Origin of the sequence: Streptomyces sparsogenes subsp. cuspidosporus, assembly GCF_039532705.1 — a bacterium.
In the GTDB taxonomy this organism is placed as follows: Bacteria; Actinomycetota; Actinomycetes; order Streptomycetales; family Streptomycetaceae; genus Streptomyces; species Streptomyces sparsogenes.
Window position 1 is genome coordinate 55,623 of record NZ_BAAASD010000039.1, and the last position, 23,240, is coordinate 78,862.

The following is a 23,240-nucleotide window of genomic DNA, read 5'->3' on the forward strand; positions in this document are numbered from 1 at the left end:
ATGGAACGGTGAGGGGCATGACCGACGCCTTCGAGGAGCACCGGCGGCTGCTGTTCGGAACCGCCTACCGCATGCTGGGCAGCGTCGCCGACGCCGAGGACATCGTCCAGGACGCCTGGCTCACCTGGCACCAGGCGGACCAGGACGCCGTCGAACACCCCAAGGCGTATCTGGTGCGCACGGTCACCAACCTGAGCATCAACCGGCTCACCTCGGCGAAGGCCCGCCGCGAGGCGTACGTCGGGCCGTGGCTGCCCGAGCCGGTCCTCACCTCCCCCGATGTCGCAGAGGAGGCCGAGTTGGCGGACACGGTGTCGTTGGCGATGCTCGTGGTCCTGGAGACGCTGACGCCGACCGAGCGCGCGGTGTTCATGCTGCGCGAGGTGTTCGGCTACTCCTACGCCGAGATCGCCGAGGTGGTCGGCAAGTCCGAGGTGGCGGTGCGCCAGCAGGCACACCGCGCGCGCGAACACGTGCAGGCGCGCCGTCCGCGCTTCACCACGGACACGGCCGAACAGCGCGCCATCGCGGAGAAGTTCCGGCTCGCGTGCGCGGGGGGCGACCTCGGCGAGGTCCTTTCACTCCTGGCCCCCGACGTCACGTCGTGGTCGGACGGCGGCGGCGTCGTCACCGCCGCCCGCCGCCCGCTGTACGGACCCGACCACGTCGCCCGCTGGTTCCTCGGCGTGCTGGCCAAACCCGAGTCGCGGGGCGTCGAGATGCGCCACGCCGACATCAACGGCGAGCCCGGCCTGCTGTTCGTGCTGGGCGGCGTCAACGTCGGCGCGCTCACTCTCGAATCCGCCGGCGGGCGGATCAGCGCCATCCGGCTCGTCATCAACCCGCACAAGCTGCGCGGGATTCAGCCCCAGGCCGGGCGGTCGGTGCCCCACAGGGTGGGCGGGCTGGACCAGTCGCGGGGAGAGCCGGCGTAGCCGAGGGGCGGGAGGGCGTAGCGCAGGCGGCCGTACGGGGCGGGGCGCTCGGTCAGCCAGGGGGTGGGGTCGTAGGTCTCGCCGCCGGGCGGGGTGACGGGGGTGATGCCGCGCATGAGCCAGGCGGCCGTGGCGGAGAGGGAGAGGCGCAGGTGGCGGCCGCCCCCGGTCTCCTGGCGTTCGGTCAGGGCGCGCAGGACCGCCGCGGCGAGGAGATAGCCCGTGCCGTGGTCGAGGGCCTGCGCGGGCAGCACGCCGGGGTGGCCGTCGGGGGCGGCTTCGAGGGTGGCGATGCCGCTCGCGGCCTGCACGATGCTGTCGAACCCGCGCCGGCCGGCCCAGGGCCCGGACCAGCCCCAGGCGGACACCTGGGCGACGACGAGCCCGGGACGGCGTTCGAGGAGGGCGTCGGGGGCGAGGCCGAGCCGCTCGAGGGCGCCGGGGCGGTAGCCGGTGACCACGGCGTCGGCGTGGGCGAGGAGTTCTTCGAAGGTCTGCCGGTCCCGGGGGTCGGCGAGGTCCAGCCGGGTGGATCGCTTGCCGAAGCCGGTGTCGGCGTGGGCGTCCGGGTCCTCCGGGAGGTGCGGGGAGTCGACGCGCAGGACGTCCGCGCCCAGCAGCGCCAGGGAGCGGGTGGCCACCGGCCCGGCGGTGACCCGGGTCAGGTCGAGGATCCGTACGCCGCTCGCGGGGAGGGGCGCGGGCGGCAGGGGGCGGGGGGCGGCGTCGCCGATGTGCCGGGACTCGATCAGGGCGGGTTCGGCTCCGGGGGTGGTCTTCGGGGGTGGCCCGACGGCCACGGCCAGGCCGCCCGCCGCGTAGACCGTCTCCTGGACCCACTGGGCCGGGCGGGTCGCCAGCTCCTCGGCGAGGCGCTTGACGAGGACGTCCTCCCCGCCCCGGTCGACGATGCCGAGGGCGGCCAGGAGGCGGGCGCGGTGGTGGGGGTAGTTGGCGTGGGTGCGCACCCAGCCGTCGGCAGCGCGCCAGAAGCCGGACAGCGGCGCGAAGTTCGTCGGCTTCCGGCCGTCGATCCGCAGGTGCCGCTCGCTCACGAAGGCCGTGGCGACCGCGGCCTCCGCCACCCGTACGGCGGGGACCGGTCCGCCGGACCGCCGCGCCGCCAGTTCGGCGGCGGCGAGCGAGCACGCGGCCACGGTGGCGCGGGCCAGCTGCCGCACCGGCAGGCGGGCGGGCAGCGCCCCCTCGGCCGGGAGGTACGACACCTCGTCCAGCAGTTCCGCGGCGCCGCCCAGGGCGTTCCACGCGTGAGCGGTCGCGGCGTCGGCGGGGGTGGCGGCGTCCATGGCGGTGGCGGCGTCGGCGTCGGTGGCGGCGTCCGTGTCGGCCTCTATTGGGTGCGTCATGCAGTCATTGTGCGGGGCACCGCAAGACGCACCGCAAGACACACCGCAAGAGCGCGCCCGGCCGCCCCTGCTCCGCCCCTACTCCGCCCCGAAGTCCAGCAGCACCTTGCAGGAGCGGCCGCGGTCGGCGGCCAGGGCGAAGGCGTCGGCCGCCTCCCGTACCGGCCGGACCGCGCTGATCAGCGACTCCAGGGACGGCTCGGCGGCCAGCAGCCGCAGGGCGTCGTCGAACTCCGCGTGGAAGCGGAACGCCCCGCGAAGCTCGATCTCCCGGCTGACCAGCAGGTTCCCCGCGAACGGGCTCTCCCCGGGCGGCAGCATGCCCAGCTGGACGACGACGCCGCCGCGCCGGATCCGCCGCAGACAGGTGTCCAGGCCGGCCGCCACGCCGGAGGCCTCGATCGCCACGTCCACCTCGTCGGCCGGCCAGTTCGGGTCGGCCGGGTCGTCGGCCCGTACGACGGCGGTGGCGCCGGCCGAGGCCGCGAACTCCAGGGCGCGCGGCAGCAGATCGGTCACGGTGATCTTCGCCGCGCCCGCCGCGCGGGCGGCTGCCACCACCAGGCAGCCGATCGGCCCGGCGCCCGTGACCAGCACATGACGGCCCGTGAGGTCCCCGGCCCGCCGTACCGCGTGGAGGCCGACCGAGAGCGGCTCCGCGAGCGCGGCGCGGCGCAGGTCGAGGCCCTCGGGCAGGGGCCGCAGCTGCGCCGCCGGGACGGCGATACGGGCCGCGAAGCCGCCCTGGACGTGCGGGGTCCGCGCGGCGCTGCCCAGATAGCGGGTGTCGCGGCAGACGTTGGCCCGGCCGTCCGCGCACTCGGGGCACTCCCCGCAGGGCGTGGCCGGGTGGACGGCGACGGGCGTGCCGGGCGCGGGTCCGCCCGCGCCCTCGCCGTATCCGACGACCGTGCCGACGACCTCGTGGCCGAGCACCATCGGCTCGGTCAGGCGGAAGTCGCCGACCCCGCCATGCCGGTGGTAGTGCAGATCGGATCCGCAGATGCCGCCGTAGCGGACCGCGACGACGGCCTGCCCGGGAGCCGGGCTCGGCTCGGGGAGGTCATCGACCCGCAGATCGCCCTGTCCATGGATCACACAGCCCAGCACCATTCGCTCCACCCACACCCTCTCCGTGTCCCATGAATTGCCGCGTCCCGGAATCGCCTCGTCCCGGAATCGCCGTGCTCAGAGCCTCAGCGCCTCGATCCTCAGAGCACGCTCGTCATGCCGCCGTCCACGTACAGGACCTGACCGCTCACGAAGTCCGCCGCCGGGGACGCGAGATACAGCAGCGCCCCGACCAGATCCTCGGCCCGCCCCCAGCGGCCCGCCGGGGTCCGCCCGCGCACCCACGCGCTGAACTTCTCGTCCTCGACGAGCGGCCGGGTCAGCTCCGTCTCGATGTAGCCGGGGCCCAGTCCGTTGACCTGGATCCCGTACGGGCCCCAGTCGGCGCACATGCCCTTGGTGAGCATCTTGAGCGCGCCCTTGGTCGCCGCGTAGGGGGCGATGCCGGGGCGCGCCACCTCGCTCTGCAGCGAGCAGATGTTGACGATCTTGCCGTGTCCGCGCTCGGTCATCCGCCGGGCGGCCTCCCGGCCCACCAGGAAGGCGCTGGTGAGGTTGGTGTCCAGGATCCGGTGCCAGTCGGCGTCGGTGAACTCCAGCAGCGGGGCGCGGTTCTGCATGCCCGCGTTGTTGACCAGGATGTCGAGCGGGCCGACCCGCTCCTCGACCTCGGCGATCCCGGCGGCGACGGAGGGCCCGTCGGTCACGTCGAAGGCGGCGGTGTGGACGGCCGCGGTGTGGACTGCCGCGGGTCCGGCCTGCGCCGCGGCGGCCTCGGTGAGTTCGGCCGCCGCGGCCTTCAGCCGCTCCGGGTCGCGGCCGTTGAGGACCACCGTGCAGCCGGCCTCCAGCAGGCCGCGGGCGAGGGCGTGGCCGATGCCCCGGCTGGAGCCGGTGACGAGGGCGGTGCGGCCGGCGATGTCGAAGAGCGGATGTGTCGTCATGGCGTACGTGTCCCGATGGCTAGGTGCGCTGGGTGAGCTAGGGGCGCCAGGTGAGCTAGATGACCAGCGAGAGCAGCAGGACGAAGCCGATCGAGACGACGGAGATGATGGTCTCCATCACCGACCAGGTCCGCACGGTCTGCCCGACGCTCATCCCGAAGTACTCCTTGACCAGCCAGAACCCGGCGTCGTTGACATGGCTGAAGAACAGCGACCCGGCGCCGATGGCGAGGACGAGCAGCGCGGTGTGCGTGGTGCTCATGTCGGCCGCGAGCGGGGCCATCAGGCCGGCGGCGGAGATCGTGGCGACGGTCGCCGAGCCGGTCGCCAGCCGGATGCCGACCGCGATCAGCCAGGCGAGCAGCAGCGCGGAGACGTTCCAGTCCTTGGAGAAGTCCATGATCATCTGACCGACGCCGATGTCGATCAGCGTCTGCTTGAAGCCGCCGCCCGCGCCGACTATCAGCAGGATCCCGGCGATGGGGGCGAGCGAGGTCTCGACGGTGGACGAGAGCCGCTCCTTGGCGAAGCCCGCCGCCCGGCCGAGGGTGAACATGCCGACGACGACGGCCGCCAGCAGCGCGATCAGCGGCGAGCCGACGACGTCCGCGACCCGCTGGACGCCGTTGGCCGGGTCGTCCACGACGATGTCGACGAGCGCCTTGCCGAGCATCAGCACGACGGGCAGCAGCACCGTGGCCACGGTGACCCCGAACCCGGGGCGGCGCTCCAGCTCCTCGGAGGGGCGGGCCGGTATGAGCCGGTCCGGCGGTGTGACGTCCACCCAGCGGGAGGCGACGCGCGAGAAGAGCGGCCCGGCGATCACGACGGTGGGCAGCGCGACCAGCACGCCGAGCGCCAGGGTGACGCCCAGGTTGGCCTTGACCGCGTCGATCGCGGCGAGCGGGCCGGGGTGCGGCGGCACCAGACCGTGCATGACGGACAGGCCGGCCAGGGCCGGGATGCCGATGCGCATCAGCGAGTAGTTGCCGCGCTTGGCGACCAGCAGCACGACCGGGATCAGCAGCACCATGCCGACCTCGAAGAAGAGCGGAAGCCCGATGATCCCCGCGATCAGCGCCATCGCCCACGGCATGGTGCGGTCGCTCGCCTTCGCGAGGATCGTGTCGACGATCTGGTCGGCGCCCCCGGAGTCGGCCAGGAGCTTGCCGAGGATGGCGCCGAGCGCGATCAGCACGCCGACGCCCGCGACCGTGCTGCCGAGCCCGGCCGTGAAGCTGGCGATTGTCTTGTCCAGCGGCGCGGCTGCGGCGGCGCCGAGGGCCAGGGAGCCGATGGTCAGCGACAGGAAGGCATGCAGCTTGAACTTGGTGATGAGAAGGACGATGACGGCGATGCCGACGAGGACGGCGATGCCCAGCTGTGCGTGACCGGCCGACGTGATCGGGTCGGCGGTGTCCGCTGCCAGCATCTCGACGCTGAGTCTGGTCACGGAGTGGCTTCCTTACGTGCGTAGCGTGCGTGCGTACCGGCTACCGGGCCCGGGCCCGCCGCAGCGCGGCGACGGCCTGCTCGGTGATGGCCTCGGGCTTGGGGGTGATGTCCACCGCCACGCCGTTCTCGTCCGGCTGCAGCGGCTCCAGGGTGGCGAACTGCGAATCGAGCAGACCGCGCTTGAAGAAGTGGCCCTTGCGGGCCTCCAGCCGCTCGGCGATCTGCTCGCGATCACCGGTGAGGTGGAGGAAGAAGAGGTCGGGGGCGGCCGCGCGGAGCCGGTCGCGGTAGGCGCGCTTGAGCGCGGAGCAGCTGACGACCCCGCCGCCCGCGCGGTGCTCATGGGCCCACACGCCTATGGCGTCCAGCCACGGCCGGCGGTCGTCGTCGTCGAGCGGGGTGCCGGCCGACATCTTGGCGATGTTGGCCGGGGGGTGGAAGTCGTCGGCCTCGGCGTACGGGACGCCGAGCTCGGCTGCCAGCAGCTCGCCGATCGTGGACTTGCCCGTACCGGACACTCCCATGACGACGACAACCTGGGGGGTCTGCATCGATACCTCGCTGTCTGCTCCGGCGCTGTCTTCTTCGACACGGCCTCGACCTCGGCGCCGCGGCACACTCAACCCCACAGGTACGACGTATTCAAGAGCCTGTGACTTAAAAGTCATACTTATTTGGTTCACTGCCGGGCACGTAGGCTGAGCCCATGGACAACCAGGGGCGGGGACTGCACGCACGCGTGCTGGCATCCCTCGGGCCCGCGATCACAGCGGGCGACTACCCGCCGGGCACGGTTTTGCGCACGGACGAGCTGGAGAAGCGCTTCGACGTCTCCCGCACCGTCGTCCGGGAGGTGGTGCGCGTGCTGGAGTCCATGCACCTCGTGGAGTCCCGCCGCCGGGTCGGGGTCACGGTGCGGCCCGCCGAGGAGTGGGACGTCTTCGACCCGCAGGTCATCCGCTGGCGGCTGGCGGGCGCCGACCGGCCGCGCCAGCTGCGCTCACTGACCGCGCTGCGCTCCGCCATCGAACCGGCCGCCGCCGCCCTGGCCGCCGAGCACGCCACGCCCGAGCAGTGCGCCGAACTCACCGAGCACGCCCTCAACATGGTGGCCACCTCGCGCGGCCAGCAGCTCGCCGCCTACCTGGTCCACGACATCGCGTTCCACCGGGTGATCCTCAGGGCCTCGGGCAACGAGATGTTCGCGCGGCTCGGCGACGTGGTCGCGGAGGTGCTCACGGGCCGCACCGAGCACCAGGTGATGTTCAGCGACCCCGACCCGGAGGCGGTCACGCTGCACGTGCGGGTCGCCGAGGCCGTACGGGCGCGGGACGCGGCCCGGGCGGAGGCGTGCACCCGGGAGATCACCGTCGGCGCACTGCGGGAGCTGGACATCCTGGCGCCGTAGCCGACTTGTGGCGCCGTAGCCGACGACTTGTGGTGAGTATGAGACGGCGACACGCCCAAGCGACGGCGTGTCGCCGTCTCGTACTCACCGCGAAGTCACCGGTGCGCCCCGGCCGGCCAGCGCTCGTACCACCGCTGGTCGGCCTCCAGCTGCGCGGCGAGCGAGATCAGCCGCGGTTCGCTGTTGGCCGGGCCGAGCAGCTGGGCGCCCAGCGGGAGCGTGCCCTCCTCGTCGGCGAATCCCATGGGGACGTTCACGCCCGGCCACCCCAGGACGTTCCACGGCCAGGCGTAGGGGCAGGCCGCGATCACCGCCCGGTCGGTGTGCCAGCCGTTCAACTCGGCCATGGCCCCGATGCGCAGCGGCGGGGTCGCGGTCGTCGGGGACAGCACCACGTCGAACCCCTCGCGCGAGAAGATCTCCCCGACCCGGCGCCGCAGCGGCCCCTCGGCGGCCCGGGCCAGCCGCAGCGGCCCGCCGCCCAGGAGCCGGCCGTGCCGGACGGCGGTGAGGGTGCGTACGTCGAGCAGGGTGCGGTCCGGGACGTGGGCGGACCACTCCCACAGGCCCGCCATCGCCCGCGGCAGGAAGGACAGGCCGACCCCGACCCCGTAGCGCGGCTCGGCCTCCGCGACCTCGTGCCCCAGGGCGGTCAGCCGCTCGGCGAGGCGCAGGACGGCGGCCCGGACGACCGGGTCGAGCTGCTTGGGGGTCCCGGTGAAGGCGGGCTTGAGGGAGAGCGCGATACGCAGCCGCCCCGGGTCGCGGCGCACGGCGGACAGCACGTCCACCGGCGGCGGCTGGTGCAGATCGCCCGGGCAGTTGCCGCTCGCGGCGTGCAGCAGCAGGGCCGCGTCCTCGACCGTGCGGGCGAGGGGGCCGTTGCAGGTGATGCCGTGGAACGCCTCGGGGTCCGGCCAGGTGGAGATCCGGCCGCGCTGCGGCTTGATGCCGATCAGATGCGTCCAGGCGGCCGGGATACGGACCGAGCCCGCCCCGTCCGAGCCCAGCGCGGCGGGCACCAGGCCCGCGGCGACGGCGGCCGCGGCCCCTCCGGAGGAGCCGCCCGGCGTGTACTCGGGGTTCCAGGGGTTGCGCGTCAGGCCGAAGGCGGGGCCCTCGGTGAACGGCCACTGCCCCAGCTCGGGGGTGTTCGTCTTGCCCACGACGACGGCCCCGGCCGCCCGCAGCCGCCGCACCGCCTCGCAGTCCTCCGTCTTGGGCGGGAACTCCCCGCAGCACCCGAAGGCGGTCGGCTCGCCCGCCACGTCCGCGTCGTCCTTGACCGCGATGGGCACCCCCAGCAGCGGCAGCCGCCGCCCGGCCGCCAGCAGCCGGTCGGCCTCGTCGGCCTCGCACAGCGCCGCCTCGGCCCGTACCCGGCGGAAGGCGTTGAGGGTCCCCTGGGTCGCGGCGATGCGGTCCAGCGCCCGCTCGACCAGCGCGCGGGAGGACACCTCACCGTCGGCCAGCGCTTTGACCTGCTCACTCAAGCCTTTCGGGATGACGCTGGTCACGGCGGACCTCCTCGACTCGCTTCGCCCGCCCCCGGCGGGGCTGGGACCGGTCACGTGAGTTCGGCCACTCCCCCTTTACCGCACGGGGCGCTTGCGCGCACCCTGGGGCTGGGTGACGGCTGCCTCATGCCGATCATCGCCGAGTGAGAAGGACACCCGCATGACCGACATCGCGGCACGCCGTGTTCGTTTCCGGTTCCGGACCGGCGGACCCTCCGACGACGGGCCGCTGGAGGCCGTCCTCGGCTGGGTGCTGGCCGTCGTCATCGCGATGCTCACCGTCCAGCTCGGGCTGCTGTAGCCACGAGCGCGGGCTCCTCGCGGCCGCGCAGCCGGCGGTCGAAGAACGCCACGAGCGGCGCCCGCGGGCCTTCGGTCCGAGCCGCCGCCGGATCTCCGTCCGGATCGGCGCCACGCCCGTCCAGATCGGCGATCGCCGTGATCCTCGGGTCGTCGTACAGGGGCGCCAGATCCGCCGGGCAGCCCGCGGACCCGCCGAACAGCCCGATCCGGGACAGGTCCAGGACGCCGGGGGCGAGCGACACGAGCTGGTCGAGCGCGAACCGGACGTCCGCCGCCCGGCCCTGCGGGGACCCGGCCGACCGCGCGTCGTCGCCGTGGTCGAGGACCACCACCACATAGCCGTGCGAGGCCAGTTCGTCGGCGAGCCGAGTGCGCTCCGCACGCGCCTCGCCGGCGCCGGGAGAGCAGAGCACCACGGGCCGCGGGCCGCTCGGGTCCAGCGCGGGCGGGGCGTCCTGGTGGGCGGCGGCCCCCGGGGCCCGCTCGTACCGCTCGACCTCACGGGCAGGGTAGCGGACGTCGACCCTCAGCTCGCGGGACGGCTTCGCCGCGCCCCCCGGGGCGGGCCGGTGGCAGTCGGCCAGGTGCACGGAGATCGTGCCGACGGGGTGCGGACCCGTCGGCGCCGCCACGGCCCGTAAGGCGGGGGCGGCGAGCGGGGCGGAGGCGGTCGGTTCGCTGCGGTGCGGCCCACGGCCGACGGTGTAGGTCGTCATGTGTCGAGCATTCCGCGTCCGGCCGCCCACCACCATGTGGGGAGCCCGCCGTCTTCGGGTGGACCTGGGTCCACCTTGCCCGGCGACGCGGGTCCCTCCACCCCACGGGCTCGTCCACTCCACTGCACTCCACTGTATGGTTTAGTGAACTATGGGGCCGCCCCCCGAGACCCTCACCGACCTCCAGGGAGAACCGTGACACTCGACGCAGCGCAATGGCTCGACTCGGCCGCCATCGACCCCGCGGTAGTCGCGCTGCGCCCCGACTACCGCGCGCTCCTCATCACCGCCGAGGGGCTGCGCCCCGGGCCCAGCGACGAGTTCAGCGAGGGCATGCTCGCCGCGGCGGAGTCCACGGCCCGCGAGCTGCTGGGCGACGGGCCCGCGGAGCAGCACCCGCACATCGCCGCCTGGCGGGAGGCGTTCCGCGCCTTCGGGGCGAAGCCGCAGCGCACGCGGCCCAGCGCGGAGGCGCTGCTGCGGCGGGCGCCCGCCGGGCTCCCCCGGGTCGACCGGCTCACCGACATCTACAACGCGATCTCCGTCGCGCATGTCCTGCCGCTCGGCGGCGAGGACCTCGACCACTACGCGGGACCGGCGCGCCTGGTCCGCGCCACCGGTGACGAGACCTTCGAGACCACGGCCGGCGGCGAGGCCGTCGTCGAGCACCCCGCGCCCGGCGAGGTGGTCTGGCGCGACGACGCCGGGGTCACCTGCCGCCGCTGGAACTGGCGCCAGTGCACCCGCACCCGGCTGACCCACACCACCACCCGCGCCATGTTCGTCCTCGACGCGCTCGGCCCCCTGGACGACGCCGCCCTGACGGCCGCCGGGGAGGCGCTCGCCACGGCCCTGACGGACGGCTGCCCGGGCGTACGGATCCACTCGCGCCAGGTCACGGGCGCGTCCGAGGCGGTCGCGGGCTAGGCCCTGTACGTGGTTACGTGGTCCCCGACCCGATCCGGAAAGCAGACCGGAAACCGCCACCCGGTCAGAAGGACTTGGCGGGGACATACGTGCCCCATACGTCCCGCAGCGCGTCGCAGACCTCCCCCAGCGTGGCGCGGGCGGCGAGCGCGTCCTTCATCGGGTAGAGGACGTTGGCCGCCCCCGCCTCGCTCTCGGCGGCCTTCCTCAACGCCGACAGGGCCGTGCTCACCGCACCGCCGTCGCGCTCGGCACGCAGCCTGGCCAGCCGGTCCCGCTGCCGCTCCTCGATGGCCGGGTCCACCCGCAGCGGCTCGTACGGCTCCTCCTCGTCCAGCCGGAAGCGGTTGACGCCGACGACCACCCGCTCGCCCGCTTCCGTCTCCTGGGCGATGCGGTAGGCGTTGCGCTCGATCTCCTCCTTCTGGAAGCCCTGTTCGATGGCGGCCACCGCCCCGCCCAGGTCCTCCACCCGCCGCATCAGATCGACCGCGGCGGCCTCGACGGCGTCCGTCAGCGACTCGACGGCGTACGAGCCGGCGAGCGGGTCGACGGTGGCGGTCACGTCCGTCTCGTGCGCCAGCACCTGCTGGGTGCGCAGCGCGAGGCGGGCGGACTTGTCGGTCGGCAGCGCGATGGCCTCGTCGAAGGCGTTGGTGTGCAGGGACTGGGTGCCGCCGAGGATCGCGGCGAGCCCCTGGACCGCGACCCGCACGAGGTTCAGCTCGGGCTGCTGCGCGGTGAGCTGGACGCCCGCCGTCTGGGTGTGGAAGCGCAGCATCTGCGACTTCGGGTCGCGGGCGCCGAACTCCTCGCGCATGACCCGCGCCCAGATGCGGCGCGCCGCCCGGAACTTGGCGGCCTCCTCCAGGAGGGTCGTCCGGGCGACGAAGAAGAACGACAGGCGGGGCGCGAAGTCGTCGACCGCCATGCCGGCGGCGAGGGCCGTACGGACGTACTCGATGCCGTCGGCCAGCGTGAAGGCGATCTCCTGCGCGGGCGAGGCGCCCGCCTCCGCCATGTGGTAGCCGGAGATGGAGATGGTGTTCCAGCGGGGGATCTCGGCCCTGCAGTACTTGAAGACGTCCGCGACCAGCCGCAGGGAGGGGCCCGGCGGGAAGATGTACGTGCCGCGCGCGATGTACTCCTTGAGCACGTCGTTCTGGATGGTGCCGGTCAGGTCGCGGGCCGCCACGCCCTGCTCCTCGCCGACGAGTTGGTAGAGCAGGAGCAGCAGGGCCGCGGGGGCGTTGATGGTCATGGAGGTCGAGACCCGGTCCAGGGGGATGCCCGCGAACAGCGTCCGCATGTCCTCGATCGAGTCGATGGCGACGCCGACCTTGCCGACCTCGCCGTGCGCGAGGGTGGCGTCGGAGTCGTAGCCCATCTGGGTGGGCAGGTCGAAGGCCACGGACAGGCCCGTGGTGCCGTGCTCGATGAGCCGGCGGTAGCGGGCGTTGGACTCGGCGGCGGTGCCGAACCCCGCGTACTGGCGCACCGTCCAGGGGCGGCCGGTGTACATCGAGGGATAGACGCCCCGCGTGTAGGGGTAGGCCCCCGGCTCGCCCAGGGCCTCCTCCGGGTCCCAGCCGGCCGGGTCACCCGGCCCGTACACCGGCTCGACGGTAAAGCCCGACTCCGACTCGCGCGCCATGGGTTCACGCCTCCTGCCGCTCCGGTGGCCGTGGGTCCTCCTCACAGCATGCGCCGATGTTCGCCGCGCGGCAGCCCCGGGAAGCATGGAAGACGGATAGCGAAAGCGAACAGCGAACGGCGGGCGCCGCCGAGGGGCGGGGACTGGGGGTCGGGGAGATGCACCGGATATCGGTGGCCGGTACGGCGCTCGCCACGGCGGTGCTGGCCACGCTGGTCGCGGGGTGCAGGGAGCAGGGCGTGGCCGGTGCGGGGCACTCCCGCGCGAGGCCCGAGGCGCGGCAGAGCGCGGGCGCGCCCGCCCATGCCGCACCGTCGCCCCGGCCGCACCGGACCTGGCACAAGCCGTCGTACAAGCCGCGCCGCACGCACCGGCCCGTGCCGCCCCGCCGGGCCGCCCCGCCCGCGCCGGCCGCCGTGATCGCCTTCGGCACGAGCGGCGAGCGGGTGCGCGAGCTACAGGCGCGGCTGCGCCGGCTGGGCCTCTTCGACCGCAATCCGACCGGCTATTTCGGCACGGTCACCCGCTCCTCGGTCCAGGCCTACCAGCGCGCCCACGGCCTGTCGGCCACCGGCTCGGTCGACAGCCGCACCTGGAACTCCCTGCGCACCGCCACCAAGCGGCCCACGCGCGACGAGCTGTACCCGCCGACCGCCAACCCGCTCGCCAAGCCCGACCCGCGCTGTATGACGGGGCGGGTGCTGTGCATCAGCAAGACGAGCCGCACCCTCGCCTGGATGATCAACGGCAAGGTGGTCTCGGCGATGGACGTGCGGTTCGGCTCGCAGTACACGCCGACGCGGGAGGGGCTGTTCCAGGTCGACTTCAAGAGCCGCGACCACGTCTCGACGATCTACCACACCCCGATGCCGTACGCGATGTTCTTCAGCGGCGGCCAGGCGGTGCACTACTCGGCGGACTTCGCCGCCCGGGGCTACAGCGGCGCCTCGCACGGCTGCGTCAACGTGCGGGACAAGGGCCGGATCGCCGCGCTCTTCGACCAGGTCCGGACGGGTGACAAGGTCGTGGTCTACAAGTAGGCCCGGCCGGAGGGCAGGCCATGGGGTCATGAGACGGGCCATGGGGCTACGAGAAGGGCGCGGGCAGGGCCGGGGGAACGTGCCCTGCCCGCGCCATGGGCGCGGAGCCGTCGGTACGGGGGGAACCTCGGCTCCCGCGCGGGGCCGATGACCAGTCGGCCTGTTTCTTACAGCGTCACCCTCGAAGAAAATGTCACACCCGGATTCCGGATGCCGTTCCTCGCGGTGTCGCCCGCGGCCGCCGTCGTCGCGGCGGCGGTGGACGCCGCGCCCGTGGCGGTGGGTGCCACGGGGTCGGTGTCGGGGGGCACCCCATCGGTGTCGGGGGTCACCGGGTCCGCGTCGGGGGTCACCGGGTCGGACGGGGGCGGGGGCGGCGGGGGCGCCGGGACACCGTCAGTGCCGGTGCCCCCGTCCTCTTTTCCCGGGCCGGTCCCGTCGTCGCCGTGGCCGCTGTTGCCGGAGTCGCCGCCCTGACCGCCGCTGTTGTCGCCGCTGTTGCTGCCGCTGTTGTCGCCGCTGCGCGGGGTGCCCTCGCTGCCGGCGTCGTCGACGACCGCGGCGCAGTAGCTGTGTATCGCCGTCGGGCTGCCCGCCGCCTTCTCCAGCTTGCGCAGGTCCTTGGCCTCGATGGCCGCGGCGTCGCCGCTCTCCGCGGCCAGGTACTGGCGGCAGACGGTGAGCGCCCAGCCCTTCCCACTGGCACCGGGCGAGCCCTGCGACGCGGAGTCGTCCGCGCCCTTGCCCTTGTCCTTGTCCTTGTCCTCATCGGCGTCCGTGCCCTCGTCCCCGGCCCCGTGGCCCGGGGACGTCCGCGAGCCGTCGCCGCCCCGGGAGACGCCGCCGCCGGAATCGTGGTCGGCCGATCCACCCGTTCCGGGCGGCGTCCGGCTGTCCGGGGAGATCTGGGGCGCGGCCGATCTCTCGCCGGTGGCGCCGCCGGCGGGCATGCTCACCGTGGGCCCTGGCGCACCGTCGTGCCGGCCGAAAGGCAGCACCCCCGCGGCCGTCGCGACCGCGAATCCGCTGAGCGCGCAGCCGGCCAGCGCGGCGACCAGTCCCGCGTGCAGCGGTCGGCGCAGTCGCGCCTGCCCGCCCGGCTCGCCCGACGGTCGCGCCATCCGGAACACCCCATGGGTGTCCGAGCCGCCGCCGGCGCCGAACCGTACGCCCCGGCCGGTCCGCCCCGCCCGCTGCGCGCGCTCGGCCTGCTCGGCCCGCGCCGCGCGGAACGCGGCCACCGCCGCCTCCTCGCCCGGGAGGGACGCCTGGCCGTCGGCCGCGCCGCCCGCCGCCGGGCGGGACGCCTCGGCCACGGCACCGAGCACGGCGGCCAGCCGCTCCGCTTCCTCCCGCGACGGGTCCGACCGGCCGTTTCGCCCGCCGTCGGAGTCGCCGGGTCCTGCCCAGGCCGGCTCCCCACGAAGCAACCGCTCCGCCGCATCGTCATCCAGCCAGCTGTAGCGGTGGTCGTCGGCCATCACATGTCCTTCTGCGTCGGGCCGCCGGAATCCGTCACACCGGCGGACCTCGCGGTCCCTCTGCGTGACTCCCGCTGGAGCGGGATCCCGTCCAGTACCCCTTGGTCGGCCCCGCCCCCCGCGTCCAGCAGATCGGCCAGTCGCCGCAGGCCCCGGTGGGCGGCGGTGCGCACCGCGCCGGGGCGTTTGCCGAGCACCGCGGCCGCGCTCTTGGCGTCGAGCCCGAGGACCACCCGCAACACCACCGCCTCGGCCTGGTCCCGCGGCAGCTGGGCCACGAGCTCGAGGGCGCGGTCGGTGCCGAGCGCCTCCAGCGCCTCGCCCGCCGTGTCCGCCTCGGACGCCCGGCCCTCCAGCTCCGTCTCGTCGCCCCCGATCGCCGGGCGCCGCCCGCGCATGCGTATGTGGTCGAGCGCCCGGTTGCGGGCTATGCGCGCCGCCCAGCCGCGGAAGCGGTCCGCGTCTCCGCTGAACCTGACCAGGTCGCGGGCTATCTGGAGCCAGGCCTCGGAGGCGATGTCCTCCGCGTCACCGTCGCCGACCAGCGTCCGTACGTACCCCAGGAGGCGGGGGTGGACCGCTCGGTACACGGTCCGGAAAGCGGTCTCGTCCCCGTCCTGCGCCGCGCGCACCGCGGCGGTCAGTTCCGCGTCGTCCCCCTGCACGCCCTCTACCTGCCCCACTCGGAGAAACGGAGGTCCAGCGATGCCGAAGCCGAGGCTAGCCGTGGCCATAGGGCGGGTACGGCTGGTCCGCGGGACCGGCGGGACCGGCGGGGCCGGGCGGGCCGTAGGGCGGCGGCGTCCCGTACGGGGCGGCGGGCGCGCCGTACGGAGCAGCGGGCGCGCCGTACGGGGCCGCCCCGCCGGGCTGCGGCGGAAGCGAGGCGCGCTGCTCCTGCATCGCGGTGATCTGCCGGACGAGCAGCAGCGCGAGGATGGCCGCGGCGATGGTGACGAGATACGCGAACATGATCATGGCGAGCCCCGACGCCATGTCGTCGATGTGCCCGTTGAACTCGCTGAGACCTTCGTCGTGTGCCTTCCCGTTGGCCTTCCCGAACTCCACCAGGCCGGCGAGGAACATCACGATGCTGACGATCCACGTCACCCACCACCCGTTGAGCAGGCCGCGCCGTACGTTCTGCGGCCCCTGCGGGGAACTGGCTCGCCAGATGTCGTTCGCGATCTGCTTGGGGAACCACAGTTGGACGACCGGGGTGAACCAGGATCCGGCGGCCCAGCCACTGCCGAACCGGTGCTGCCCGGGCGCGTACACCTCGGCGTTCAGCCGCAGTCGGCGGAACCAGATCGGCCAGACCACGGTGACCGCGATCATGACCGCCGTGGAGAGGTAGAACGTGACCACGGCGAAGTCATCGGCGTCGTTGGCTTCATCAATGGTCTTCCCGGTCACGGTCGCCCCGTCGGCGATGTCCGAATACACGCTGTACTGGCCCGCCCGTCCGACGAACGCCAGAATCAGCGCGGCTACGGTCACTCCGAGGAGCACCACCAGCGCGGTCGACAGCCCGCGTCGCAGGTCCACTCCGCCGGCCGGCATCCCCAGGGGCGGGGCGGACGGGTAGGCGAGCGGCGACGGCGGCGCGGCCGGCATGGGCGCCTGCTGGGGCGGGACATGCGGCTGGGGCTGCGGGGGCGGCGGCTGCTGGAGCTGTTGCTGGTAGGTCCCGCATGCGGCGCAGCGCCCGTCGGGGCCGACGGCCGCTGCTCGGCAGTTCCCACACGGATACATTTTTGGAGTCCCCCTGGAAACGTGGCCCAGTCTCAGCCACGCAAGGAATAAACAACACACCGCGCCCACGGCGCGGACCTGCACGTTACGGGGATCCGCCCGGTCACGTCCAGAGCGGGGCCGGGCCCCGGACACGACCCGGGGTTCCCCGGTTCCCGTCCGGCCTCCCGCCGGGGGAGGTGTGACGCGATCGGGGCGTGCGACGCTGTAGGGAGTACGGGTCCCTCGGGGGCCCGCACCGGACGGCGGCCGGGGCCTCTCCTGTGGGGGGTGGCGGCCCCGGCCGTCCCTCCTCCGGGCCCGGGTCCGCGCGGCTCAGCTCGTCAGCCGGTCGCTGAGCGCGGTGAATTCCTTCCAGCTCAGGGGCGGCTTCCCGGGATCCCACAGCCGCTGCGCGAGCGCCGCGAGCGGCAGCCTGATGCCGTGGGCGACCTGGGCGGGCGTCTGCGCGTCGGGGATGTCGCACCACACCGCGAAGCGGGCGCCCGGCACTCGGGACGGCCCGGTCAGCGTTGCGTCCGGTACGGGCCGGGTGCCGCGGAGCACCGCCGGGGACCACTGCTCGTATATACGTTCGCCGGTCGGGTAGCGGAAGTTGTTCGGCTGCCCCAGTACGTAATAGAGGTACTCGTCGTTGAGGTTGACCACCGTGCGTCCCTCGCGCAGGTACTCGATCGGCGGCCGCGCGCCGCTCTCCCGTCCCGTCCAGTACTCGACCTCGATGCCCCGGTCGGGGGCGACGACGCCGCCGGAGTAGAAGCCGTCGTTCCACGCCTTGGGCCGCTTGCCCAGCTCGCGCGCCACGGCCGCGCGGGCGTTGAGCCAGGCGGTGGCCAGGTCCTGGATGCGCCCCCTGGGCCCGTACGCCAGCCGGGCCGCGGTGGCCAGGGCCGGATAGGTGGCCTCCGGGTTCCGCGACATCAGCGCTCCGTACTCGTCGCCGCCCAGGTGCCAGTACGGGCCGGGGAACAGTGGCGCGAACTCGCGCATCAGGTCGTCCACGATCCGCGCGGCGGCCGGGTTGGAGATGTCCACCGCGCCCCGGAAGGCGAGCCCCTTCCCGGTGCGCAGCTGAAGCGAGGGGTGGGCGCGGATGACGGCGCCGAGGTGGCCGGGCGAGTCGATCTCGGGGATGACGGTGATGTGCAGGCTCCGGGCGAGGCTCACGATCCGGCGCACCTCCCGCTTGGTGAGGTGCCGCGGCGCGACGATCTCCGGGTGGGAGCTGCTCTGGATGCGGAAGGCCTGGTCGTCGGAGAAGTGCAGACCGAGCTGGTTGAGCTTGAGGTCGGCCATCTCACGCAGCCGGGCCTCGATCCACGAGGCCGGGAAGTACTTGCGGGCGATGTCGAGGTTGAGGCCGCGCTGCGGGCGGTCGGGCCGGTCGCGGATGACGCCCTGGGGCAGCCTGCCGCCGGAGCGCAGCGCCTGCCTGACGGTCCGGGTGCCGTAGAAGACGCCGGCGTCGGCGGAGCCGGTGATCCGGGCCCTGCCGTCGCGCACGGTGAGCACGTACGCCTCGCCGCCGCCGCTCTGCCGGGGGTTCAGGGCCAGCTCCAGGTCGCCGCGGCGGGCGGGGCCGGCGCTGACGCGCAGGCCCAGCTCGCGGGCGGTCAGCGCCGCCTCGTCGGCGAGCGGGCCGCGGGGGTCGGCGACGACGCGGCTGCCCGACCCGGGCCGCCAGCCGGGACCGGCCTGTGGGGTGTAGTCCCGCACGGAGGGGATGGTGCGGGGCGCGGCGGAGAGGCCGGTGGGGCTGGCCGGGGGCCGGGGCGCGGTGGTCGTGGGGCGGGGGGTGGTGGGCGTGGGGCGGCCGGTGGTGGTGGCGGTGCCGGTCGGGCGCGGGCTGGACGCGGACGGGTGCCGGCCCTCGCCGCCCTGCTGCTGGCAGCCGGTGACCAGGGCGAGGGCCGCGACGAGGGCGGTGAGCGCGCCGCGTCCGGCCGCCGCCCCGCCGGCCGTACGCCGCGCCGGGCGCCCCGGCCGCCTCAGCCGACTCGGCCGGCCTGGCCGAGTCGGCCGGCCTATATGAGGCAATCCCATGGCACGGGCCCCTTTCTCATGGCGCGGACGTCATGGCGCGGATCTCATGGCGCGGGTCTCATGGCGCGGATCTCATGGCGCGGGTCTCATTGGGCGGCCGTCATGGCGCGGGCCTCATGAGGCGGCCTCCGGTCCCGAGCGCCACGGCGTCCACCGCACGCCACGAAACCACCACCTCCGGGTGAATTTCGCACATCCACCGGACAGTGACTGACCCATATCGTTACCTTGAACTGCCGATCGCACCACTTCAACCCCAGGCACCCCATACCTTCCCGGATCACCCACATCACCCACATCACCCGAGTCACCGTTCGAACCCTTGTACCGCTCGCACCCCTCATTCCCGCCACGCGCGTCCAAGGAGCCCATGCTGTCCAGGCCCAGCGACTCCCCGCGTACCCCGCCCACGCTTCGCCCCTCCCGGCCGCCCGCCCAGCGCGCCCCCGTCGCGCCCGGCCGGATCGGCGCCGCCCGACTCGACCGGCTCAACGCGGCCCCGCCCGGCGCCGCCGAGGACGCGCTGCTCGCCTGCTGCGGCAGCCGCCGCTGGGCGCGGCTGATCGCGGCGCACCGCCCCTATCCGGATCTCGACGCGCTGCTCGCGGCCGGCGACGAGGCCAGCTACGACCTCACCGCCGCCGATCTGGACGAGGCCCTCGCGGGCGAGGCGGTGGTCGGGCGGCTGCCGGCGGCCGACGGGCCGGGGGCGCGGGCCGCGCACACCGCGCTGCGGGCCGCTCACGCCGAGTACCAGCGCCGTTTCGGCCATGTCTTCGTGATCTGCCTGGACGGGCTGCACCCCGCCGAGATGCGGGACCGGGTGCTGGCGGAGATCCACGCCCGGCTGGACAACGAGAAGGACGCCGAGCGGGTACAGGCGGCCGAGGAGCTGCGGCGCATCGCCCGTGGCCGACTCGCCCGGCTGATCGCGGGCCATCCGCAGGTGTCCGGAATCAAGCAGGTGTCCGGAATCAAGGGGTTCCGTCCCGCCTGATCCCGCTCGTTTGTGCCTGATCGATCACACTGGCGCCCCCCGCGCGAGCGAACCGACAACACGTCGCTACGATGGCCAGGGCCGGTGGACCGTACCCGGCCGGGCCCGACCGACAGAAGCCGGCAGGCCCCAATCCCCGTTTCCGGAGGGTTTTCCGTGCCGGCTGGAACGCTGTATCGCGGCCGGGAAGGCATGTGGTCCTGGGTGGCTCACCGAGTCACCGGCGTCCTCATCTTCTTCTTCCTGTTCGTCCATGTCCTGGACACCTCGCTCGTCCGTGTGTCGCCCGAGGCTTATGACGACGTCGTCGCGACATACAAGAATCCGATCGTGAACGTGATGGAGTACGGCCTGGTGGCCGCCATCCTGTTCCACGCCCTCAACGGCCTGCGCGTCATCGCCGTGGACTTCTGGTCGAAGGGCCCGAAGTACCAGCGGCAGATGTTGTGGAGCGTTGTCGGTATCTGGGTGGTGCTGATGGCCGGGGCGTTCTACCCGGTCCTGCAGCACACCCTGCGCGAGCTGTTCGGGAGCTGACGCAGATGTCCGCCGAGACCACCACCCCCGCGAACAACGGCGTCCACCAGTACGACGTGGACCACCCCGCGCCGCTGATCGAGCCGCCGCGGGCCCGCACCCGCAAGACGCCGAAGGCGACTCGCACCAACTTCGAGATGTACGGATGGCTGTTCATGCGGCTGTCCGGCGTCCTGCTGGTCGTGCTCGTCCTGGGCCACCTGCTGATCCAGCTCGTCCTCGACGGCGGCGTCTCCAAGATCGGCTTCGCCTTCGTGGCCGGCCGCTGGGCCTCGCCGTTCTGGCAGGCATGGGACCTGATCATGCTGTGGCTCGCCACGCTGCACGGCGCGAACGGCCTGCGCACGATCATCAACGACTACGCGGAGCGGGACAACACCCGCCTGTGGCTGAAGGCGCTGCTCTACACGGCGGCAGGGTTCACCATCGTGCTCGGCACTCTGGTGATCTTCACCTTCGACCCGAACATCCGCTAGGCCCCGGGGCTGAGGTATCCACTCATGAAGATCCACAAGTACGACACCGTCATCGTCGGCGCCGGCGGCGCCGGGATGCGCGCGGCCATCGAGTCGACGAAGCGCAGCCGCACCGCGGTGCTGACCAAGCTCTACCCGACCCGCTCCCACACCGGCGCCGCCCAGGGCGGCATGGCCGCCGCCCTCGCGAACGTCGAGGAGGACAACTGGGAGTGGCACACCTTCGACACGATCAAGGGCGGCGACTACCTGGTCGACCAGGACGCCGCCGAGATCCTGGCGAAGGAGGCCATCGACTCGGTCCTCGACCTGGAGAAGATGGGCCTGCCGTTCAACCGGACCCCGGACGGCACCATCGACCAGCGCCGCTTCGGCGGCCACAGCCGTAACCACGGCGAGGCCCCGGTCCGCCGGTCCTGCTACGCCTCGGACCGCACCGGCCACATGATCCTCCAGACGCTGTACCAGAACTGCGTCAAGGAGGGCGTGGAGTTCTTCAACGAGTTCTACGTCCTGGACCTGCTGCTCAACGAGGTCGACGGCGTCAAGCGCACCGCGGGTGTGGTGGCGTACGAGCTGGCGACCGGCGAGATCCACGTCTTCCAGGCGAAGGCCGTGGTCTTCGCCTCGGGCGGCTGCGGCAAGTTCTTCAAGGTGACCTCCAACGCCCACACCCTGACCGGTGACGGCCAGGCGGTCGCCTACCGGCGCGGGCTGCCGCTGGAGGACATGGAGTTCTTCCAGTTCCACCCGACCGGCATCTGGCGCATGGGCATCCTGCTCACCGAGGGCGCCCGCGGTGAGGGCGGCATCCTGCGCAACAAGGACGGCGAGCGCTTCATGGAGAAGTACGCGCCGGTCATGAAGGACCTCGCCTCCCGCGACGTGGTCTCCCGCTCCATCTACACCGAGATCCGGGAGGGCCGCGGCTGCGGTCCCGAGGGCGACCACGTCTACCTGGACCTGACCCACCTGCCGCCGGAGCAGCTGGACGCCAAGCTGCCCGACATCACCGAGTTCGCCCGGACGTACCTGGGCATCGAGCCCTACACGGACCCGATCCCGATCCAGCCGACCGCGCACTACACGATGGGCGGCATCCCGACCAACGTCCAGGGCGAGGTGCTGTCCGACAACGACACCGTCGTGCCGGGCCTGTACGCGGCGGGCGAGGTCGCCTGTGTGTCCGTGCACGGCGCCAACCGCCTGGGCACCAACTCGCTCCTCGACATCAACGTCTTCGGCCGCCGGGCGGGCATCGCCGCCGCGGAGTTCGCCGCCGGGAACGACTACGTCGAGCTGCCCGAGGACCCGGCCCAGTTCGTCCAGAGCCAGGTCGAGGGGCTGAGGAACGCCACCGGCAGCGAGCGGGTCGCCGAGGTCCGCAAGGCGCTGCAGGAGACCATGGACAAGAACGTCATGGTCTTCCGGACCGAGCAGACGCTGAAGGAGGCCGTCGAGGAGATCGGCCACCTGCGCGAGCGCTACAAGAACATCAGCGTCCAGGACAAGGGCAAGCGGTTCAACACCGACCTGCTGGAGGCGATCGAGCTGGGCAACCTGCTCGACCTGGCCGAGGTCATGGCCGTCTCCGCCCTGGCCCGCAAGGAGTCGCGCGGCGGCCACTACCGCGAGGACTACCCGAACCGCGACGACGTCAACTTCATGCGCCACACCATGGCGTACCGCGAAGTGGGCGCCGACGGTTCCGAGTCCATCCGCCTCGACTACAAGCCGGTCGTGCAGACCCGCTACCAGCCGATGGAGCGTAAGTACTGATGAGCACCCCGACGCTTGACAAGCCCTCCGAGGCTCCGGAGGCGGCCGCGGCCACCGCTTCGCACCTGATCACGGTCACCTTCCGGATCCGCCGCTTCAACCCGGAGGTCTCCGACCAGTCGTACTGGGAGGACTTCCAGCTCGAGATCGACCCGAAGGAGCGCGTCCTCGACGGGCTCCACAAGATCAAGTGGGATCTGGACGGCACCCTGACCTTCCGCCGCTCCTGCGCCCACGGCATCTGCGGCTCCGACGCCATGCGGATCAACGGCCGCAACCGGCTGGCCTGCAAGACGCTGATCAAGGACATCAACCCTGAGAAGCCCATCACGGTCGAGGCGATAAAGGGCCTCACGGTCCTCAAGGACCTGGTCGTGGACATGGAGCCGTTCTTCCAGGCGTACCGCGATGTGATGCCCTTCCTGATCACGACGGGCAACGAGCCGACCCGCGAGCGCCGGCAGTCCGCCGAGGACCGCGAGCGCTTCGACGACACCACCAAGTGCATCCTGTGCGCCGCGTGCACCTCCTCGTGCCCGGTGTTCTGGAACGACGGCCAGTACTTCGGCCCGGCGGCGATCGTCAACGCGCACCGCTTCATCTTCGACTCGCGTGACGAGGGCGGTGAGCAGCGTCTGGAGATCCTGAACGACAAGGACGGCGTCTGGCGCTGCCGCACCACCTTCAACTGCACCGAGGCCTGCCCGCGCGGCATCGAGGTCACCAAGGCCATCCAGGAGGTGAAGCGCGCGCTGATCACGCGGCGCTTCTGAGCCCCGGGCCGCCCCACCGGGCGCCCTCAGGCACCCACCGAGTGCCCCGCTTCCCCCTGGGA

At 73.1% G+C, this 23,240-nt stretch carries 22 protein-coding genes; 10 read left to right on the plus strand and 12 right to left on the minus strand.

Annotated features, from left to right (window positions below; translation table 11 throughout):
* Positions 1–17 precede the first annotated feature (17 nt).
* The gene (locus tag ABFY07_RS33020; protein ID WP_346178013.1) at positions 18–935 is read left to right on the plus strand and encodes an RNA polymerase sigma-70 factor; all 918 of its coding nucleotides are present in this window, start codon (positions 18–20) and stop codon (positions 933–935) included.
* On the opposite strand, the gene ABFY07_RS33025 is transcribed toward ABFY07_RS33020, so the two are convergent.
* The 5 genes from ABFY07_RS33025 to ABFY07_RS33045 all read right to left on the minus strand — a co-directional run bounded on the left by ABFY07_RS33025 (position 863) and on the right by ABFY07_RS33045 (position 6,323).
* Positions 863–2,302 carry a CoA transferase gene (locus ABFY07_RS33025; RefSeq protein WP_428837053.1) on the minus strand — a complete coding sequence of 480 codons (1,440 nt, stop codon included), beginning with the start codon at positions 2,300–2,302 and terminating at the stop codon, positions 863–865. The two genes, ABFY07_RS33020 and ABFY07_RS33025, sit on opposite strands and share 73 nt — an antisense overlap.
* A 78-nt stretch (positions 2,303–2,380) precedes the next feature.
* Positions 2,381–3,415, minus strand: coding sequence for an L-idonate 5-dehydrogenase (locus ABFY07_RS33030; protein WP_346178045.1), 1,035 nt, complete (start codon positions 3,413–3,415; stop codon positions 2,381–2,383).
* 98 nt (positions 3,416–3,513) lie between these two features.
* Complete coding sequence (locus tag ABFY07_RS33035) at positions 3,514–4,317, minus strand: SDR family oxidoreductase (protein WP_346178014.1); 804 nt, start codon at positions 4,315–4,317, stop codon at positions 3,514–3,516.
* A 55-nt stretch (positions 4,318–4,372) separates the two neighbouring features.
* Positions 4,373–5,770 (minus strand): GntT/GntP/DsdX family permease, encoded by a 1,398-nt coding sequence (locus tag ABFY07_RS33040; RefSeq protein WP_346178015.1) that lies wholly within the window; start codon positions 5,768–5,770, stop codon positions 4,373–4,375.
* Positions 5,771–5,810: 40 nt separating this feature from the next.
* Positions 5,811–6,323 carry a gluconokinase gene (locus tag ABFY07_RS33045; protein ID WP_346178016.1) on the minus strand — a complete coding sequence of 171 codons (513 nt, stop codon included), beginning with the start codon at positions 6,321–6,323 and terminating at the stop codon, positions 5,811–5,813.
* A 155-nt stretch (positions 6,324–6,478) separates the two neighbouring features.
* On the opposite strand from ABFY07_RS33045, the gene ABFY07_RS33050 reads away from it, so the two are divergent.
* Positions 6,479–7,180, plus strand: a complete 702-nt coding sequence (locus tag ABFY07_RS33050) for a FadR/GntR family transcriptional regulator (protein WP_346178017.1) — start codon at positions 6,479–6,481, stop codon at positions 7,178–7,180.
* A 95-nt stretch (positions 7,181–7,275) separates the two neighbouring features.
* Here ABFY07_RS33050 and ABFY07_RS33055 read toward each other — a convergent pair whose 3' ends face one another.
* Positions 7,276–8,697 carry an amidase gene (locus ABFY07_RS33055; RefSeq protein WP_346178018.1) on the minus strand — a complete coding sequence of 474 codons (1,422 nt, stop codon included), beginning with the start codon at positions 8,695–8,697 and terminating at the stop codon, positions 7,276–7,278.
* Positions 8,698–8,857: 160 nt separating this feature from the next.
* Between ABFY07_RS33055 and ABFY07_RS33060 the strand changes: the two genes are divergently transcribed.
* Positions 8,858–8,998 (plus strand): SCO1431 family membrane protein, encoded by a 141-nt coding sequence (locus tag ABFY07_RS33060; RefSeq protein WP_104531262.1) that lies wholly within the window; start codon positions 8,858–8,860, stop codon positions 8,996–8,998.
* Here the strand turns inward: ABFY07_RS33060 and ABFY07_RS33065 are convergent.
* On the minus strand, positions 8,973–9,716 hold the full coding sequence (locus tag ABFY07_RS33065; protein WP_346178019.1) for an alpha/beta hydrolase: 744 nt from the start codon (positions 9,714–9,716) through the stop codon (positions 8,973–8,975). The two genes, ABFY07_RS33060 and ABFY07_RS33065, sit on opposite strands and share 26 nt — an antisense overlap.
* Positions 9,717–9,911: 195 nt before the next feature.
* Between ABFY07_RS33065 and ABFY07_RS33070 the strand changes: the two genes are divergently transcribed.
* On the plus strand, positions 9,912–10,643 hold the full coding sequence (locus ABFY07_RS33070; RefSeq protein WP_346178020.1) for a B3/B4 domain-containing protein: 732 nt from the start codon (positions 9,912–9,914) through the stop codon (positions 10,641–10,643).
* Positions 10,644–10,707: 64 nt separating this feature from the next.
* On the opposite strand, the gene ABFY07_RS33075 is transcribed toward ABFY07_RS33070, so the two are convergent.
* The gene (locus tag ABFY07_RS33075) at positions 10,708–12,297 is read right to left on the minus strand and encodes an acyl-CoA mutase large subunit family protein (RefSeq protein WP_346178021.1); all 1,590 of its coding nucleotides are present in this window, start codon (positions 12,295–12,297) and stop codon (positions 10,708–10,710) included.
* A gap of 158 nt (positions 12,298–12,455) precedes the next feature.
* On the opposite strand from ABFY07_RS33075, the gene ABFY07_RS33080 reads away from it, so the two are divergent.
* Positions 12,456–13,337: a L,D-transpeptidase family protein gene (locus ABFY07_RS33080; RefSeq protein WP_346178022.1), complete on the plus strand. Its 882-nt coding sequence runs from the start codon at positions 12,456–12,458 to the stop codon at positions 13,335–13,337.
* A gap of 167 nt (positions 13,338–13,504) precedes the next feature.
* Here ABFY07_RS33080 and ABFY07_RS33085 read toward each other — a convergent pair whose 3' ends face one another.
* The 4 genes from ABFY07_RS33085 to ABFY07_RS33100 form a co-directional block, all read right to left on the minus strand.
* On the minus strand, positions 13,505–14,818 hold the full coding sequence (locus tag ABFY07_RS33085; protein ID WP_346178023.1) for a hypothetical protein: 1,314 nt from the start codon (positions 14,816–14,818) through the stop codon (positions 13,505–13,507).
* Positions 14,818–15,483 carry an RNA polymerase sigma factor gene (locus ABFY07_RS33090; protein WP_346178046.1) on the minus strand — a complete coding sequence of 222 codons (666 nt, stop codon included), beginning with the start codon at positions 15,481–15,483 and terminating at the stop codon, positions 14,818–14,820. Before ABFY07_RS33090 ends, ABFY07_RS33085 begins: the two co-directional genes overlap by 1 nt.
* 55 nt (positions 15,484–15,538) lie before the next feature.
* Complete coding sequence (locus tag ABFY07_RS33095) at positions 15,539–16,573, minus strand: DUF4328 domain-containing protein (RefSeq protein WP_346178024.1); 1,035 nt, start codon at positions 16,571–16,573, stop codon at positions 15,539–15,541.
* Positions 16,574–16,888: 315 nt separating this feature from the next.
* Positions 16,889–18,616, minus strand: coding sequence for a beta-N-acetylhexosaminidase (locus ABFY07_RS33100; protein WP_346178025.1), 1,728 nt, complete (start codon positions 18,614–18,616; stop codon positions 16,889–16,891).
* Positions 18,617–18,986: 370 nt separating this feature from the next.
* On the opposite strand from ABFY07_RS33100, the gene ABFY07_RS33105 reads away from it, so the two are divergent.
* The 5 genes from ABFY07_RS33105 to ABFY07_RS33125 all read left to right on the plus strand — a co-directional run bounded on the left by ABFY07_RS33105 (position 18,987) and on the right by ABFY07_RS33125 (position 23,178).
* Positions 18,987–19,613, plus strand: a complete 627-nt coding sequence (locus ABFY07_RS33105) for a 2-oxo-4-hydroxy-4-carboxy-5-ureidoimidazoline decarboxylase (RefSeq protein ID WP_346178026.1) — start codon at positions 18,987–18,989, stop codon at positions 19,611–19,613.
* 156 nt (positions 19,614–19,769) lie between these two features.
* Positions 19,770–20,150, plus strand: a complete 381-nt coding sequence (gene sdhC / locus ABFY07_RS33110; protein ID WP_076972214.1) for a succinate dehydrogenase, cytochrome b556 subunit — start codon at positions 19,770–19,772, stop codon at positions 20,148–20,150.
* Between the two features lie 5 nt (positions 20,151–20,155).
* On the plus strand, positions 20,156–20,626 hold the full coding sequence (locus tag ABFY07_RS33115) for a succinate dehydrogenase hydrophobic membrane anchor subunit (RefSeq protein ID WP_346178027.1): 471 nt from the start codon (positions 20,156–20,158) through the stop codon (positions 20,624–20,626).
* Between the two features lie 24 nt (positions 20,627–20,650).
* Positions 20,651–22,405, plus strand: coding sequence for a succinate dehydrogenase flavoprotein subunit (gene sdhA, locus ABFY07_RS33120; protein WP_065960672.1), 1,755 nt, complete (start codon positions 20,651–20,653; stop codon positions 22,403–22,405).
* Positions 22,405–23,178: a succinate dehydrogenase iron-sulfur subunit gene (locus ABFY07_RS33125; RefSeq protein ID WP_346178028.1), complete on the plus strand. Its 774-nt coding sequence runs from the start codon at positions 22,405–22,407 to the stop codon at positions 23,176–23,178. Before sdhA ends, ABFY07_RS33125 begins: the two co-directional genes overlap by 1 nt.
* The last annotated feature ends 62 nt before the right edge of the window (positions 23,179–23,240 follow it).